This is a genomic window from Periweissella cryptocerci (assembly GCF_004358325.1).
GTDB lineage: Bacteria > Bacillota > Bacilli > Lactobacillales > Lactobacillaceae > Periweissella > Periweissella cryptocerci.
The window spans coordinates 1,196,748-1,212,314 of sequence record NZ_CP037940.1 but is presented as its reverse complement, the minus strand read 5'-3'; the positions used below and the strand labels follow the sequence as shown (position 1 = coordinate 1,212,314).

Annotated in this window: 18 protein-coding genes, 1 pseudogene and 1 riboswitch; of the genes and pseudogenes, 18 read left to right on the top strand and 1 reads right to left on the bottom strand. The window is 40.5% G+C overall.

What is annotated here, in order from left to right; translation table 11 throughout:
- The first annotated feature begins 163 nt into the window (after positions 1–163).
- The 15 genes from EQG49_RS05505 to EQG49_RS05435 all read left to right on the top strand — a co-directional run bounded on the left by EQG49_RS05505 (position 164) and on the right by EQG49_RS05435 (position 12,468).
- On the top strand, positions 164–1,828 hold the full coding sequence (locus tag EQG49_RS05505; protein ID WP_133363032.1) for a propanediol/glycerol family dehydratase large subunit: 1,665 nt from the start codon (positions 164–166) through the stop codon (positions 1,826–1,828).
- A 38-nt stretch (positions 1,829–1,866) separates the two neighbouring features.
- Positions 1,867–2,481: a propanediol/glycerol family dehydratase medium subunit gene (locus EQG49_RS05500; RefSeq protein ID WP_133363031.1), complete on the top strand. Its 615-nt coding sequence runs from the start codon at positions 1,867–1,869 to the stop codon at positions 2,479–2,481.
- Positions 2,482–2,501: 20 nt separating this feature from the next.
- Complete coding sequence (locus EQG49_RS05495; RefSeq protein WP_133363030.1) at positions 2,502–2,927, top strand: diol dehydratase small subunit; 426 nt, start codon at positions 2,502–2,504, stop codon at positions 2,925–2,927.
- Between the two features lie 14 nt (positions 2,928–2,941).
- Positions 2,942–4,771 (top strand): diol dehydratase reactivase subunit alpha, encoded by a 1,830-nt coding sequence (locus EQG49_RS05490; RefSeq protein WP_133363029.1) that lies wholly within the window; start codon positions 2,942–2,944, stop codon positions 4,769–4,771.
- 2 nt (positions 4,772–4,773) lie between these two features.
- Positions 4,774–5,121 carry a glycerol dehydratase reactivase beta/small subunit family protein gene (locus tag EQG49_RS05485; protein ID WP_165964796.1) on the top strand — a complete coding sequence of 116 codons (348 nt, stop codon included), beginning with the start codon at positions 4,774–4,776 and terminating at the stop codon, positions 5,119–5,121.
- Positions 5,122–5,706, top strand: a complete 585-nt coding sequence (locus EQG49_RS05480) for a cob(I)yrinic acid a,c-diamide adenosyltransferase (protein ID WP_133363027.1) — start codon at positions 5,122–5,124, stop codon at positions 5,704–5,706.
- The gene (locus EQG49_RS05475) at positions 5,706–6,125 is read left to right on the top strand and encodes a GlcG/HbpS family heme-binding protein (protein WP_133363026.1); all 420 of its coding nucleotides are present in this window, start codon (positions 5,706–5,708) and stop codon (positions 6,123–6,125) included. The genes EQG49_RS05480 and EQG49_RS05475 overlap by 1 nt, the downstream gene beginning before the upstream one ends.
- Positions 6,126–6,220: 95 nt before the next feature.
- Positions 6,221–6,928: an MIP/aquaporin family protein gene (locus EQG49_RS05470; RefSeq protein WP_133363025.1), complete on the top strand. Its 708-nt coding sequence runs from the start codon at positions 6,221–6,223 to the stop codon at positions 6,926–6,928.
- Between the two features lie 45 nt (positions 6,929–6,973).
- On the top strand, positions 6,974–8,143 hold the full coding sequence (locus EQG49_RS05465; protein ID WP_133363024.1) for an iron-containing alcohol dehydrogenase: 1,170 nt from the start codon (positions 6,974–6,976) through the stop codon (positions 8,141–8,143).
- Positions 8,144–8,234: 91 nt separating this feature from the next.
- A complete protein-coding gene (locus tag EQG49_RS05460) occupies positions 8,235–8,627 on the top strand; it encodes a DUF4430 domain-containing protein (RefSeq protein ID WP_133363023.1) in 393 nt (130 codons plus the stop codon).
- 239 nt (positions 8,628–8,866) lie between these two features.
- Entirely contained in the window at positions 8,867–9,277 is a 411-nt protein-coding gene (locus EQG49_RS05455) for a DUF4190 domain-containing protein (protein ID WP_133363022.1), read from the top strand.
- A 4-nt stretch (positions 9,278–9,281) separates the two neighbouring features.
- Positions 9,282–9,596, top strand: a complete 315-nt coding sequence (locus tag EQG49_RS14160; RefSeq protein ID WP_133363021.1) for a DUF2752 domain-containing protein — start codon at positions 9,282–9,284, stop codon at positions 9,594–9,596.
- Between the two features lie 66 nt (positions 9,597–9,662).
- Complete coding sequence (locus EQG49_RS13860; protein WP_207668560.1) at positions 9,663–10,331, top strand: TM2 domain-containing protein; 669 nt, start codon at positions 9,663–9,665, stop codon at positions 10,329–10,331.
- A 60-nt stretch (positions 10,332–10,391) separates the two neighbouring features.
- Positions 10,392–10,489, top strand: a riboswitch (purine riboswitch).
- Positions 10,490–10,610: 121 nt separating this feature from the next.
- On the top strand, positions 10,611–11,192 hold the full coding sequence (locus tag EQG49_RS05440) for a xanthine phosphoribosyltransferase (protein WP_133363020.1): 582 nt from the start codon (positions 10,611–10,613) through the stop codon (positions 11,190–11,192).
- Between the two features lies 1 nt (position 11,193).
- The gene (locus EQG49_RS05435; RefSeq protein ID WP_133363019.1) at positions 11,194–12,468 is read left to right on the top strand and encodes a nucleobase:cation symporter-2 family protein; all 1,275 of its coding nucleotides are present in this window, start codon (positions 11,194–11,196) and stop codon (positions 12,466–12,468) included.
- 570 nt (positions 12,469–13,038) lie between these two features.
- Here the strand turns inward: EQG49_RS05435 and EQG49_RS05430 are convergent.
- On the bottom strand, positions 13,039–13,260 hold the full coding sequence (locus EQG49_RS05430; protein WP_133363018.1) for a hypothetical protein: 222 nt from the start codon (positions 13,258–13,260) through the stop codon (positions 13,039–13,041).
- 88 nt (positions 13,261–13,348) lie between these two features.
- Between EQG49_RS05430 and EQG49_RS05425 the strand changes: the two are divergent.
- The 3 genes and pseudogenes from EQG49_RS05425 to EQG49_RS05415 form a co-directional block, all read left to right on the top strand.
- A pseudogene (locus tag EQG49_RS05425) lies at positions 13,349–13,765 on the top strand (Rgg family transcriptional regulator); the annotation flags it as partial.
- 213 nt (positions 13,766–13,978) lie between these two features.
- A complete protein-coding gene (locus EQG49_RS05420) occupies positions 13,979–14,764 on the top strand; it encodes a UbiA family prenyltransferase (protein ID WP_133363016.1) in 786 nt (261 codons plus the stop codon).
- Between the two features lie 150 nt (positions 14,765–14,914).
- Positions 14,915–15,361, top strand: a complete 447-nt coding sequence (locus tag EQG49_RS05415; RefSeq protein WP_133363015.1) for a hypothetical protein — start codon at positions 14,915–14,917, stop codon at positions 15,359–15,361.
- The last annotated feature ends 206 nt before the right edge of the window (positions 15,362–15,567 follow it).

Genomic DNA, 15,567 nt, shown 5'->3' with positions numbered 1-15,567 from the left:
GGTGTTATAAGCTAGATGACACAATATTCATACTTTGAGGAAACGCTTACACGACAAAACAATTACATTAGTTTGTTCTATACTACACAAGTGTAAGGGAGTAATAGAGTTATCAATTGTTAAGCGATATTTAATACTAAAGTCAGAAAGGAAGTTTATTTTAATGAAACGCCAAAAAAGATTTGAGGAATTAGAGAAACGACCAATTCACTTAGATGGATTTGTTAAAGAGTGGCCTGAGGAAGGGTTCATTGCACTTGATGGTCCAATTGATCCGAAACCAAGTATCAAAATTGAAAATGGTGTCGTTACCGAATTAGATGGTAAGGCAATTGCAGATTTTGATTTAATTGATCATTATATCGCAAAGCATGGTATTCAACTGGAAAATGCTGAAGTGGTAATCGCGATGGATTCAACTAAAATCGCAAATATGTTATGTGATCCAAATGTTTCACGGGAAGAAATTAGTAAGTTAACAACCTCAATGACTCCTGCAAAAGCTGTTCAAGTTGTTAGCCAAATGAACTTTGTTGAAATGATGATGGCTACACAAAAAATGCGACCTCGTCGGACACCAGCAACTCAAGCCCACGTGACTAACATTCGTGATAATCCCGTGCAATTAGCCGCCGATGCCGCCGACGCTGCTCTGCGCGGATTTCCAGAACAAGAAACAACGACAGCAGTTGCCCGCTATGCGCCATTAAATGCTATTTCAATCATGGTTGGGGCACAAACTGGTCGTCCAGGTGTTATTACTCAATGTTCAGTTGAAGAAGCACTGGAACTTAGTCTTGGGATGCGTGGTTTTACCGCATATGCTGAAACAATTTCGGTTTATGGAACTGAACAAGTATTTACTGATGGTGATGATACACCTTGGTCAAAAGGATTCTTAGCTGCCTGTTATGCCTCACGTGGCTTGAAGATGCGCTTTACTTCAGGCTCTGGTTCAGAAGTGATGATGGGATATGCTGAAGGAAAATCAATGCTTTATCTGGAATCACGTTGTATTTTCATAACCAAAGCTTCAGGGGTCCAAGGTTTACAAAACGGTGGGGTTAGTTGTATTGGTATCCCAGGATCAGTACCTTCAGGAATCCGTTCCGTTTTAGGCGAAAATTTGATTTGTATGATGCTTGATTTGGAATGTGCATCAGCTAATGACCAAGCGTTTTCACACTCAGATATGCGTCGAACTGAACGTTTACTCGGACAATTCTTAGCTGGGACTGATTATGTCTCTTCAGGATATTCATCAACACCTAATTATGACAATACTTTTGCTGGATCAAATACAGACGCAATGGATTACGATGATTACTACGTCATGCAACGTGATTTAAAAGTTAACGGTGGGATTCATCCAGTAACCGAAGAAGCTGTTATTAAAGTTCGGGATAAAGCTGCGCGAGCAATTCAAGCGGTCTTCGCAGGACTGGGATTGCCAAAAATTACAGATGAAGAAGTCGAAGCAGCAACTTACGCGAATACCTCTAAAGACATGCCAGAACGGAACATGGTTGAAGATTTAAAAGCGGCACAAGAAGTTTTAGATCGTAACATTACCGGTTTGGACATTATTAAAGTTTTGAATAATGGTGGCTTCAAAGATGTCGCTCAAGCTGTATTGAGTTTATTACAACAACGTATCACTGGGGACTTTTTACAAACTTCGGCCATCTTTGACGAAAACTGGCACGTTATTTCGGCAATTAATGATAGTAACGATTACATGGGACCAGGAACTGGCTATCGTTTAGATGGTGAAGAATGGGAACGGATTAAAGATATTCCAATGGCAATTGATCCACGTGATATTTAAGCCAATAAAAACGATGAGCTGAAAGGAATTGAGTAATTATGGTAGACACTAAAGTAACAAGTGTAACTGAAAATCGGCCAAAGGTTGGAGAGGATAAACCCTTGGTCTTGGATTGGTTTAAGCATGCAGGGGTTGCACAACCAGGAAAATCGGTTGATGAAGTTGTTATTGGTATTGCGCCAGGGTTTGCAGAACACATGACTGCCAATATCACTAAAATTCCGCATAAAGAAATTTTGCGCCAAGTAATCGCAGGGATTGAAGAAGAGGGCTTAAAGGCACGGGTAGTTAAGGTTTACCGCACTGCAGATGTTTCATTTGTAGGTGTTGAAGCCAATAAGCTTTCAGGGTCTGGTATTTCAGTGGATATTCAATCAAAAGGAACAACTATTATTCACCAAAAAGATCTTGAGCCGTTATCTAATTTAGAGTTGTTTCCTCAAGCGCCAGTCATTACGGTGGAAACTTACCGTGCAATTGGTCATAATGCGGCTAAATATGCCCGAGGAGAATCACCAGAACCAGTTCCAACGGTGAATGATCAAATGGCACGGGTGCAATATCAAGCACTTTCGACATTGATGCACATCAAAGAAACTAAGTATGTTGTCGCTGGTAAACCAGCCGAAGAAATTCTAGTTGATTTTGATTAGGGATAAGAAAGGAACAAATAATGACAGTAAATGAATTGGGGCGTGAAGATTACCCTCTGTTTTCAAAGCACCCAGAATTGATTAAATCACCAACTGGCAAATCGCTTGATGAAATTAATCTTGAAAATGTCTTGAACGACAAAATTAAACCAGAAGATTTACGGATTACTAAAGAAACTTTGAAAAACCAAGGAGAAATTGCGAAGAATGCTGGCCGCCCAGCCATTCAAAGTAATCTGGAACGGGCAGCAGAATTGACCGTTATTCCAGATGAACGTTTGCTGGCAATGTATGGTTCATTGCGGCCATATCGTTCAACCTTACAAGAACTTTTAGATATGGCCGATGAACTAGAAAATCAATATGGTGCAACAATCACGGCAGATTTTGTTCGTGAAGGTGCGGCATTCTATAAAGAGCGTAAAAAGCTCAAGGGTGATAACTAATCGGAGGTTTCCAAATGAGAGTGATTGGTGTTGATATTGGAAATTCTTCCACAGAAGTTGCATTAGCAGAAATAGAAACAAACGGGGACATTCATTTTATTGATACTGGAATTGCACCAACTACGGGTATTAAAGGGACCCGCAAAAATGTAATCGGGGTTCGTGAAGCAATCAATAGAGTGCTGGAGCAAGCCAACGTTGATATCGCAACAATTGATAGTATCAGAATTAATGAAGCAACCCCTGTTATTGGTGATGTTGCAATGGAAACAATCACGGAGACGATTATTACTGAATCAACAATGATTGGTCACAATCCCCGAACGCCTGGCGGGATTGGTACAGGCATTGGTTATACAGTTGAGCTTAATAAATTGGAAAGTTATCCCGATAAACAACGTGATTATATTGTTTTAATAGCCAAAACGATCGATTTTGCTGTAGCGGCGAAAAAAGTTAATACGTTAGTAGATGAAGGATATAAGATTACTGCTGCAATCATGCAAGGTGATGATGGGGTGCTTTTGTTTAACCGTATCAATCAAAAAATTCCGATTGTTGATGAGGTCGCTTTTCTAGATAAAGTACCGGTTGATATGTTGGCGGCTGTTGAAGTAGCCGCGAAAGGTCGGTTGATCGTTCAGCTGTCAAATCCTTATGGGATTGCGACGGTCTTTAATTTAAGTCCTAAGGAAACAAAAAATGTTGTGCCCGTCGCACGAGCACTAATTGGAAATCGCTCGGCAGTGGTTATTAAGACACCCCAAGGCGATGTAAAAGCGCGGGTAATCCCAGCAGGTACACTCGAAATTCATGGTGATAATCGGACTTCACGCATTGGTATTTCCGCGGGTGCCGAAAAGATAATGCAGGAAATTGCAACTTTTTCAAGAATTGATAATGTAACTGGTGAAGCAGGAACTAATATTGGCGGTATGCTTGAATCGGTGCGCCAAACGATGGCTGAATTGACCGACAAGAAAATCGTCGACATTTTCATTCAAGATTTACTTGCGATTAATATATCAATTCCAATTAGTGTACGTGGTGGCTTAGCCGGTGAATTTTCAATGGAACAAGCAGTTGGGATTGCTTCAATGGTCAAATCAGACCGGCTACAAATGTCGATTATTGCAAATGCGATTGAGTCTGAGTTTAAAGTACCCGTTCAAATTGGTGGTGCCGAAGCCGAAGCCGCTATTTTAGGGGCGTTAACGACACCCGGAACGACCGCCCCAATGGCTATTTTAGATTTAGGTGCGGGTTCAACAGATGCTTCAATAATTAATAAAGGTGGCAAAATTGCGGCAATTCACTTGGCTGGTGCCGGAGATATGGTCACAATGATCATTAATTCGGAACTTGGTCTCGATGATTTATATTTAGCAGAAAATATCAAAAAGTATCCGTTGGCCAAAGTTGAAAGCTTTTTTCATATTCGGCATGAAGATGGATCGGTCGAATTCTTTGAAAAAGCATTACCAGCAACTATTTTTGCTAGTACAGTAGTTGTTAAACCAGATGGTTACGTACCAGTACCGGGTGAACTGAGTATTGAGAAAATTAAATTTGTGCGTGAAAGTGCTAAAAAGCGAGTTTTTGTTAGCAATGCCTTGCGTGCTTTGAAACACGTTAGTCCAACTGGAAACATTCGTGATATTCCATTTGTTGTTATCGTTGGGGGCTCAGCATTAGATTTTGAAATTCCGCAGTTAGTTACTGATGAATTGGCTAAATATAATTTAGTAGCTGGTAGCGGCAATATCCAGGCAATTAAAGGACCACGAAATGCGGTTGCAACGGGCTTAATTATTGCTTATGCCAACGAATTTCGGGAGGTATGAGTATGGTAGCGAAACCGGTTATTGTAGTTGCGACGGATTCCAAAGGGCAAGTTTTGAATCAAATATTATTTGGTATTGAAGAAGAACAAGTCGCATTTAAAGTTGAACCGACTGTGCGTGAAAATACCATAGCTAGTGCATATCAGGCGGCAATTAGTTCCCATTTTGGTGTCGGAATTGCATTTGATGAAAAACACGCAATTCTCCATTTTAAAGGATTTCCGGAAAATGAACCATTGTTTATTGTTAGTGTGGATGATAATGAAAGTTTAATGAATTTAGGGATTAATGCGGCACGACTAGTGAAAGGTATTCCTTTTAAAAATTTGAAAAAGGGAGGTGATCTTTGAATGAGTATTTACACTAAGACGGGTGATAAAGGGACGACCGGGTTGTTTGATGGTGGGCGGGTTGCAAAATATTCAGAACGTGTCGAAACATATGGGACGTTTGATGAATGTAACGCGCAAATTAGTTTTGCTGAAAAATTTTGTAAAGTGCCTAGAAATAAGGACCTGTTGAAAAAAATTCAAAACAAGCTGTTTTTAGTTGGTGGGGAAATTGCAACGGAAGACCCCACAAAATTTTATGCGGCAAGCCAAGTGATTAGCGAAATGGATACTACTGAATTGGAGTCAATTATTGATGAATATACGGCAATGTTACCCGAAATTCATAGCTTCATTCTCCCTGGAGTCACACTTGCGGGTGCTCAACTGCATGTAGCTAGAACCGTGTGTCGGCGAGCCGAACGTGGACTAGTCCGATTTTCAAACGAAGCAAAAGTCCGTCCAGAATTATTACGCTATGCCAATCGACTGTCTGATTTTCTCTATATTTTGGCACGATCAGAGGACAACTATCAAGTTGATGATGATGAAGTTGATCAAATCGTAAAACAATATAATGATGCAATTGGAAATGGGGAAGAATAATGAACTTGGATTTTGAAAAATATTTTGAAATTAATAATTTAGAAAAAGCAATTCACGCGGGTGTTGCTAAGGCCAATAAATTAGGTACGGCAGTGACAATTTCGATTGTTGATGCGGCTGCAACTACGCAAATGCTGTACCATATGCCAGAAGCAAATTTGGTCAGTTCAACACTTGCTGAGAAAAAAGCGTGGTCAGCAATTGCTATGAAATCACAAACCAAGGAAATCAGCAACTTAATCCAACCAGGGAAGGATTTATATCAAATGGAAACGATGCTTGATGGTAAGTTAGTTTCATTTGCTGGCGGGATTCCACTGAGAATGGATGGTCGCATATTTGGTGCAGTTGGAGTTAGTGGTGGGGCCGTATCAGAGGATCAAGCTATTTCAGAAGCGGTTGCGGCATTGCTTGAATAATTAGCGATTAAATTAGCGGATAAGATAGCACTGATAATGGGGAGTTTACTTGTGCTTCAAAACATTTGTGAATAACTCAATCATTGGAGGAAGCGATGGAAAGTTTTTTAGGCGAATTTCTAGGAACAATGATATTGATTATCTTAGGGGCAGGCATTAATGCCGGGGTTAAATTAAAAGGAACATTTGCAAATAACAATGGCGATTGGCTCCTAATTTCGTTTGGCTGGGGGATGGCGGTAACCATGGGTGTGTACGTCGCTGGTCATCTTGGCTCGAATGCACACCTTAACCCAGCGGTGACAATTTCGTTTGCGCTATTTGGAATGTTTCCGTGGAATCAAGTATTGCCATATCTCATTGGCCAATTTTTCGGTGCATTTGTGGGAGCTGGCTTGGTCATTGTTCAATTTTATCCACACTTCAAAGTAAGTAAAAATGAAGCAGATGGTAACTCAGTCGGGATTTTTGCAACTGGACCGGCAATTAAAAATACGCTTTTTAACTTCTTAAGTGAAGTGATAGCGACATTTACGTTTATCTTTGTGTTGCTCAGTCTAGGCGATTTTGCGGCGGGATTAAAGCCACTAGTAGTTGGCTTTGTGATTTTAGCAATTGGGATGAGCTTAGGCACAACGACAGGGTATGCGATTAATCCTGCCCGTGACTGGGGTCCACGACTAGCTTATACAATACTACCAGTACCACACCGAGGCGCAACGAATTGGGCATATGCTTGGATTCCAATGGTTGGCCCAATTGTGGGTGGTATTTTAGCGGCTGGTTTATTCAAAATAGTATGAGTGATTTAAATAATAATTAACTTTTATCAGAAAAAGGGAGAAATAATGAAAACAAATTTTGATTTTTTAATGCCTAGTGTTAACTTTTTTGGACCAGGGGTTGTTGCAAAAGTTGGGGATCGTGCCAAAATGCTTGGCATGAAAAAGCCCTTGATTGTGACCGATTCATTCTTAGAAACATTGCCTGATGGCGCTGTTGAACAGGCTGTTGCATCACTTAAAGAGGCTGGCGTCGATTTTTCAATCTTTAATGGGGTTGAACCTAATCCCAAAGTCCGTAATATTGAGGCTGCTAAGACTCAATATTTGGCTGAAAATTGTGACAGTATTATCACAGTTGGGGGTGGATCTGCCCATGATACGGGTAAAGGTCTGGGTATTATTTTGACCAATGGTGATGATATTACAGTTCTTGCTGGAATTGAGACTTTGGCGAATGCTTTACCTCCATTGATTGCTATCAATACCACTGCCGGTACTGGTTCCGAATTGACCCGGCACGCTGTAATTACCAATGAAGAAACGCATTTGAAGTTCGTCGTTGTTTCATGGCGTAATATTCCATTGGTCTCATTTAATGACCCCATGCTGATGCTGGACGTACCACAAGGTTTAACTGCTGCAACTGGGATGGATGCATTTGTGCAAGCAATTGAACCTTACGTATCAACTAATCGTAATGCAATTACAGATGGTCAATGTTTACAAGCAATTAAATTAATTGAGGAAAGTTTGCGGGAAGCAGTTGCCAATGGACATAATCTGGAAGCGCGGACGAAAATGGTCGAAGCTGAAATGTTAGCCGGAATGGCCTTCAATAATGCTGATTTGGGTTATGTACACGCAATGGCCCATCAATTAGGTGGTCAATACGATGCGCCACATGGTGTATGTTGTGCATTGCTGTTGCCAATTGTTGAAAAATTTAACATCATCGCTGCGCCAGAACGCTTTGCCGAATTAGCTGTTGCCATGGGTGAAAATATTGATGGCTTGTCAACTCGCGATGCAGCGGAAGTAGCAATCAAAGCGATGCGCCAAATGTCGATTGATGTTGGTATCCCACGTTCAATCAAGGATATTGGTGCCAAACCTGAAGACTTTGAACTGATGGCCGAAAATGCCTTGAAGGATGGAAATGCATTTTCCAATCCTCGTAAGGCGACGAAAGCCGAAATTGTCCAACTTTTCCAAGAAGCATATGATCAAGTTTAATTTGTAAATGTTAGTTAGCAAGCTGATGGGGCTTTTGTTCTAATTTGCTTGCTTTTTGATGTGCAAATAATTTATCGGGAGACTTAGTTTTATGAAGAAAAATGTAAAAACGATTGTTACGGTAGGTACTATTTTATTGGCAGTACTTGTAGTACTTGGGGGATGTTCAAGCAAGCAGAACGCTAAGCCAAAGCAAGCTAGGGATGATGTTACAGTTGAATTGACATATAAACCATATGAAAAAACGGCCGTCACGAAAAAATATACAGTAGCGAAGGGCACGAATTTAGCTGAATTAATAACTGACAAATTAAATGCAAAGATTGAAAAAGGTTTTGTAACTTCAGTTGCCAACATTAAACAAAATAAAGTTAAGGGATTATATTGGACATATAAACTTGATGGTAAATCAGCCACGGCAGCGGCAAAGACAGTTATTTTAAAACCAGCTCAAAAAATAACTTTTGAAATGGTTAAATTCTAAGGATGCAACAAAATGTAAGCGGAGTATAATCAAAAAAACAATCATATATTAGGCTTTTTCTATTATTTATTAGTAGGAAAAGCTTTTTTCATGAGCAAGAGAATTGGAGTTAGAAGATTATGTGAATGTAAGAGCTATTAGTAGGCAGCTAATAATATATTAGATAGAATTAACTTATGGATTTGTAATTACATATATGCGTAATGGTATATAAAATTTAAAGAAATGAGGAATCTATCGTGGACAAAGACCCATTAAATTCAGTTGAATCAGACGTAGACGTACAACCAGAAGTAGCTAACACAGAAAATGTGCAATCAATAGAATCACAATTAAGTTCCGAAAAACCAGTGGCAGAATCACAGAACCAAGCTCAACCGCAACAGGTTACGGTTAACGTGCAAAATCCACAGGGACCAAAGTCATCAGGATTATCAATTGCTGGGATGGTATTAGGTATTGTTGGCTTGTTCTGTTTTGGAATACCTTCAATCCTGGGCTTTATTTTTGGCATTGTCGGAATGAATAAAGACAAACAAGCTGGTGCTTCAGCCGGTTTAGCAATTACGGGTATCGTTACTGGCGCGATTGGTCTTGTTGGCTGGCTTATTTGGTTAGTTGCAGTCGGGGCCGCAATGCTTAGCTCATAATGCTATGTGTATATATAGAGCGGTTTTTGGGATTCCGTGTCCTGGTTGTGGGATGACAAGAGCATTTGAACACCTAGTACATGGCGATGTTGTTGGTGCGTTTTATTTTCATCCATTATTTTGGGTGGCGATTTTATTCTTGTTTGCAATTATATTCAGACGCATTGCAATATCGCAATTCTTGCTTAGCTTAAAGGGCTTTTATTGGACAATGAGTCTATTTGCGGTTGTGTACGTGGTAAGAATGTTCATGTATTTTCCAAGTACAACACCGCTGGCTTTTAACAAGCACGCAATTTTAGCTAATTTATTTTCATAAGAACATGATAAAACTTACAGGAATGTGTTTTGTAAAATGTAGAAATATTATTAGAGGAGAAATATTATGTCAAAAATTATTCAAGTTACAGATGATAAAGTTATGATTGGCGAAGAAACTGGTGCATTAACCGAATTAAGTAAAACCGATGCACTTTTCCCGCCCGTAGTAGGTGATGTAGTTAAATACTATAAAAATTCAGGCCGTACTGTTGCGGTGTTAATATCAGAGCAAAATCAAATCGCTCGTGGTAATGATTTGAAAGTGTTGTGGTTAGAAGATAATAAGGTGTTGATTGGTAAATCTGATGGTACCTTACTTGAAATTGATAAGAATGACTTTGTTTTTCAACCACAAATTGGCGATTTAGTTGAAATGTTTCAAAAGCCTGATGGACAGATTATTTCTAAAAAGGAAGATGTCCATGCGGGAGTGCAAAGTACTAGTCAAGCGGTAGCCGGTGTTATTCAGCCAACTGGTCAAGTTGGAGCTAAGAGTAAAATTGCAGCTGGGCTGTTGGGAATATTTCTTGGCTCATTAGGCATTCATAATTTCTACCTAGGTCAGACACAAGCTGGGGTAATTAAATTGGTTTTATCAATTGTTCTTTGTTGGACAATTGTTGTACCAAGTGTAGTGTCAATTTGGGGCTTGGTTGAAGGTGTTATGATTCTTGCAAGTAAACCAGGAACAAAATGGCATTTGGATGCTGCTGGAAATGAATTACAGGATTAAACAGCAATAAAACTACCCTCTAATCCTAAAAAGGTTGAGAAATCCCGAACATTACGGTAAAATAGGTAACAATATATCGCTTATATATCGTCGGAATATGGCCGACAGTTTCTACCTAGCACCTTAAATGCTGGACTATAAGCAGAAAATAGTCAGATACTAGGCTTTTTCTGTTTTTTTATAAGCAGGAGAAGCCTTTTTGGTCCACAAAAGCAATCGAACTTTGGGGATGCAACGGCTTCTTCGCTAAAAATCTTAAATCGTAGAGGGAGTCAAAACGTGAAAGAATTAGAAGAACGCATTAAACAAGATGGCCGTGTCTTAGGGGAAGAAGTATTGAAGGTCGATAGTTTTTTAACACACCAAGTTGATCCAGACTTGATGGCGGCAATGGGACAACGATTTGCCGAAGTGTTTAAAGATGCTGGCATTACTAAAGTTGTGTCGATTGAAGCAAGTGGGATTGCGCCCGCGGTCTTTGCGGCATATGCACTCCACGTGCCAATGGTGTTTGCGCGTAAATCTAAGAGTATTACGATGGATGAAGAATTGATTACGTCAGATGTATTCTCATTCACTAAGCAAGTGACAAATCACGTTTCAATCTCGAAGAAATTTTTGACGAGTGCCGATACGGTGTTAGTCGTTGATGATTTCTTGGCAAATGGACAAGCCGGAAGCGGATTGCTAGATATTGTTGAAAAAGCCGGTGCTAAAATTGCGGGACTGGGTATTGTGATTGAAAAAGTCTTCCAGCCAGGACGGAAGTTAATGGAAGAACGTGGTACTAAGGTTGTTTCATTAGCACGGATTGCTGATTTTGTTGATGGCAAAGTTGAATTTGCGGAGGCTGATGCGTAGAATGGCGAGTCAAAATAAGAATGGTCAAGCAGCGGTTTTAGGATTACAACACTTGTTAGCAATGTATTCGGGAAGTATCTTAGTACCAATCATGATTGGGGCGGCGTTGAAGTATACCCCAGAACAGATGACATACTTGATTGCTACGGACATTTTCATGGCAGGGGTAGCAACGTTCCTCCAAGTCCAAATGAACAAGTTCTTCGGAATTGGTTTACCAGTTGTCTTGGGCGTCGCCTTCCAGTCAGTTGCGCCATTAATTATCATTGGACAAAAGCATGGTCCGAGTGCCATCTTTGGTTCGATTATCGTGTCCGGACTGTTCGTGATTTTGATTAGTGGATTCTTTTCTAAAGTTAAAAATCTTTTTCCACCTTTGGTAACTGGTTCGGTGATTACGACCATTGGTTTGACTTTGATTCCAGTCGCCATGGGCAACATCTCAGATAATAAAGGGGTGGCTTCAGCGCAAGACTTATTATTGGCAGGTATAACAATGTTAATAATTCTGGCGTTAAATTTCTTCGCCAAAGGTTTCCTGCGTTCAATTGCCGTCTTGATTGGCTTAGTAGCCGGGACAGCGATTGCAGCAACGATGGGCATGGTTGATTCATCAGTCGTGGCGCAAGCGCCATGGGTGCACCTACCAACTCCATTCTACTTTGGGTGGCCAACGTTTGATATTCCTTCAATTATTATGATGATTATCATCGCCATGGTATCGATGGTTGAATCAACGGGTGTATATCTCGCCTTGTCAGATATCACTGGCAAAGAGTTAACTGCGGATAAATTGAAAAAGGGTTACCGCGCTGAAGGTTTAGCAGTGATGTTAGGTGGGGTGTTCAACACATTCCCATATACTGGGTTCTCACAAAACGTCGGCTTAGTCCAACTGTCGGGTATTAAGTCACGGCGCCCAATTTTCTTTGCCGCTGGATTCTTAGTACTACTAGGAATACTGCCAAAAGCTGGCGCAATGGCCCAAATGATTCCCGCACCAGTTTTAGGTGGTGGGATGATGATCATGTTTGGGATGGTCGCGGTGCAAGGGATTCGGATGTTGAGTCGGGTTGATTTTACCAATGACCATAACTTATTGATTGCTGGGGTGGCGATTGCCGTTGGGATTGGGTTTAACGGCGCGCCGGATACATTCAAGAATTTACCTGCAAATGTCCAAATGTTTATCTCAAACGGAATTGTGATGAGTTCAATCACGGCGATTATTTTAAATTTAATTTTTAACGGTTACAAACCTAAAGTTAAAGCATAATCAAAAATGCGGCTCTATTTCGTCTGACGTGGGATTGAATAAAATTGACCACTACGTGCCAGTAAATTACTTGGCGCACCACGCTGGAAGCAACCTCCCAAGCCAGTCTGTGCTTATGCCTGCGAACCGACAACGCAAAACATCCCAGCATTTTGTTTCACAAAATACTGAATCTAATCCTAACGCGATTAGATTAGCCTTGCAGGCTGGATGTCTGTCGTGGGAGGTTCGGACAAGCTGGGACTCTAAGGAATAAATTCCTTAGAGTCCTCATCTTATCCTCAGCGGCGACATGTATTTCATACATCTCACCCCAGTCGCGGTGTAAAGGCTGCGCCCGCCAAGTAATTTACCGCCACTCCGTTAGTTAGGAATATTGCTCAAACTAGTGAAAAATGGTTACCAATCACAGGCTGCGGTAGCGTGGAAAAAACACTGAAAATCAACAGAACCTCAGTAATTCAATGATTAAGAAGTACAGAAACGACAACCCCACGCTAGAAAAATATAGCCAAAAATGCGTATCAAAGCGACTGATTGCAGTCAGCTTTGGTACGCATTTTAATTTGGTTAGGAATTAACCTTTTTGCCAAATAAATCATAAATGGCATATAAGAACACCGCCAGTGAGTTAGCGACTGTGGCGCTAACTTTGTCCGGCCACGGGAAGCGTAAGAATGAGACTGCATATAAATGCAGCCCGTTAAAGATTCCAGTAGCTAATGCATAAAGTAACAACGTGATGAAAGGTGTAAAGACGAGTAAAAGCATGTATTTACACCTTTTTGACATAGTTATGATTTCCTTAAATTGAGAGGCTTTTAATCGCCGCGTTAATGTCGTCCATAAAAATGCGATTAATTTTTAAAAATGGACACAATATGAATTGACAATTTTTGCGAATGTCGTTGCCAAGTTACCAACTGAATTTCAAGCGACGATGAATGATCAGTTGGTTCGGAAATTAACGGATAAATTGGTCATTAAGCAAAATACGGTCGCGCTGGGAACCGCATTGTTGAATATTATTGATAGTCAGCTGGAAGTTCAGGATATGAAAAATGCTAAAGTTAGCTTGGAAAATTTTAAACATTTCTATCAGCATACGGACAATTATTTGCTTAGAGGACGGTATCATTATTTCACGGGAATTTTTAAAATATTAACCGGTGAGATTGAACTGGGGCAACGTACTGCACAAACGGCGATTAATAGGTTGGAGCTTTTCGGGAACCCTGAATTAAGCGTGGTTCATGAGCGGTATTTGCAGGAAGTGCTGAATAATACCCACCAATGAGTTAGTGCGGGCTTAAAAAAATAAAAAAATGACGATGAAAGCCCATGTTTTCATCGTTTTTTAGTACAATGAGATTAATAAATTAAGCAGGGGATGCATGAAAATGAAGCCAAAAGTCTTATTAGAACTAGTCGAAATCAAATCCGCAATCGCTAGTGTCTTACCATTTATCGTCGGGTTACTATACGTGGCATATACGCACACAACAATTGCGTGGCAGTCAATCGTATTTTATTCGTGGCGATGCTGGCCTTTCACTTGGCGACCAATGTCTGGGATAATTTTCAGGATTTCCTGAATGCTAAACACGAAACATTCAAACAGGGTGTGAACAATGTGGTGGGGCGTGAGGCAGTTACTAAGCAACAAGTTGGCATGGTGCTTGCCGTATTGGTGGGGATTGCGACGATTTTGGGTGTGTATCTCTGGCTGCAAGTTGGTGGTTGGCTCTGGCCATTGCTGGCGTTTATCAGTTATTTTGTTGGCTTTTTTTATGCTGGTGGTCCTAAACCGATTTCGCGGACTCCGCTTGGTGAGCTGTTTTCTGGGGTAACAATGGGTTATGTCATTTTGTTGATGGTCGTGTATTTGAACATCGGTGTCATGACGTGGCACTGGGCATGGCAAACGCTACTAGTATCGGGGATGGGAGTTTTCAGTATTGCTAATATCATGTTGGCGAATAATATTGGTGATTACATCGAAGATTTAGCCGAAGAACGTCACACGTTAGTATATTACTTGGGTCAATCGAAAGCGCTGATAGTCTACTTGAGCTTATACATTGCCGGTTATCTAACCTTGATTACGACAGTTGTGCTGGGGATTTTACCATGGACAGTATTATTAGCGCTGCTAGCTTGGCCAGTTATCATCAAAAGTTTCAAATTCTTCTGGCATGATCGTACGAAACGCGGTTCATTTTTACTAACAATTAAAAATACCGTATTGATTATGGTGTTGTTCATTGTGGGGATGATTGTTGGTTTGATTGTGTAGACTTTGGAAGCGTTGAAATTAATAGGTAAATGGAATGCGTATTTTTGTATTCCAAGTGTCCATCTAATAAATCTTCACATTCATTTAGGAGAATAGTAGGTATAACGAATCAGTTTTTACTACTTAACTATGAAAAGTGAGGGACACATAATGAAAAACGAAAAAACCGAATGGACTAAAACGTGGGAAGCAGCTACTTCATTTGAAGGCGAACACCACTATAAAGCCAATCGTAAGGATGATGAAGATTCAACTTGGCAACAAGAATGGAACAATAAGCCATCCGATGAAGCCATCAAAGCTAACAGTGCCGAAGCCGAATGGGAAAATGCTTGGCAAAACGCTTCAACTGCTGAACCAGCCAATCACCATTACAAAACCAATCATAAAGATGATGAAGATGCTGCGTGGCAACAAGAATGGAATAACAAGCCATCCGATGAAGTGATCAAAGCCAAGGGTGACGAAGCTAAGTGGGAAAACGCCTGGAAAGAATCAGCAACTGCTGCGGGGGCCAATCACCACTACAAGTCTAACCATAAAGATGGTGAAGAATCAGACTGGGAAAAAGCTTGGAATCAAAAGCTCGATGCATAATACATTAAGGATGTCCTAATTATGGGGCGTTCTTTTTTTATGCAACTTAATTGGTAATTTCGGCTCTATTTCGTCTAACGTGGAATTGAATAAAATTGGCCACTTTGCGTCTGGAAATTACTTGGCGCACTGCGCTGGAAGCAACCTCACAAGCCAAAATGCGGTCTTGTGAGGTTCGGATAAGCTGGGACTCTAAGGAATAAATT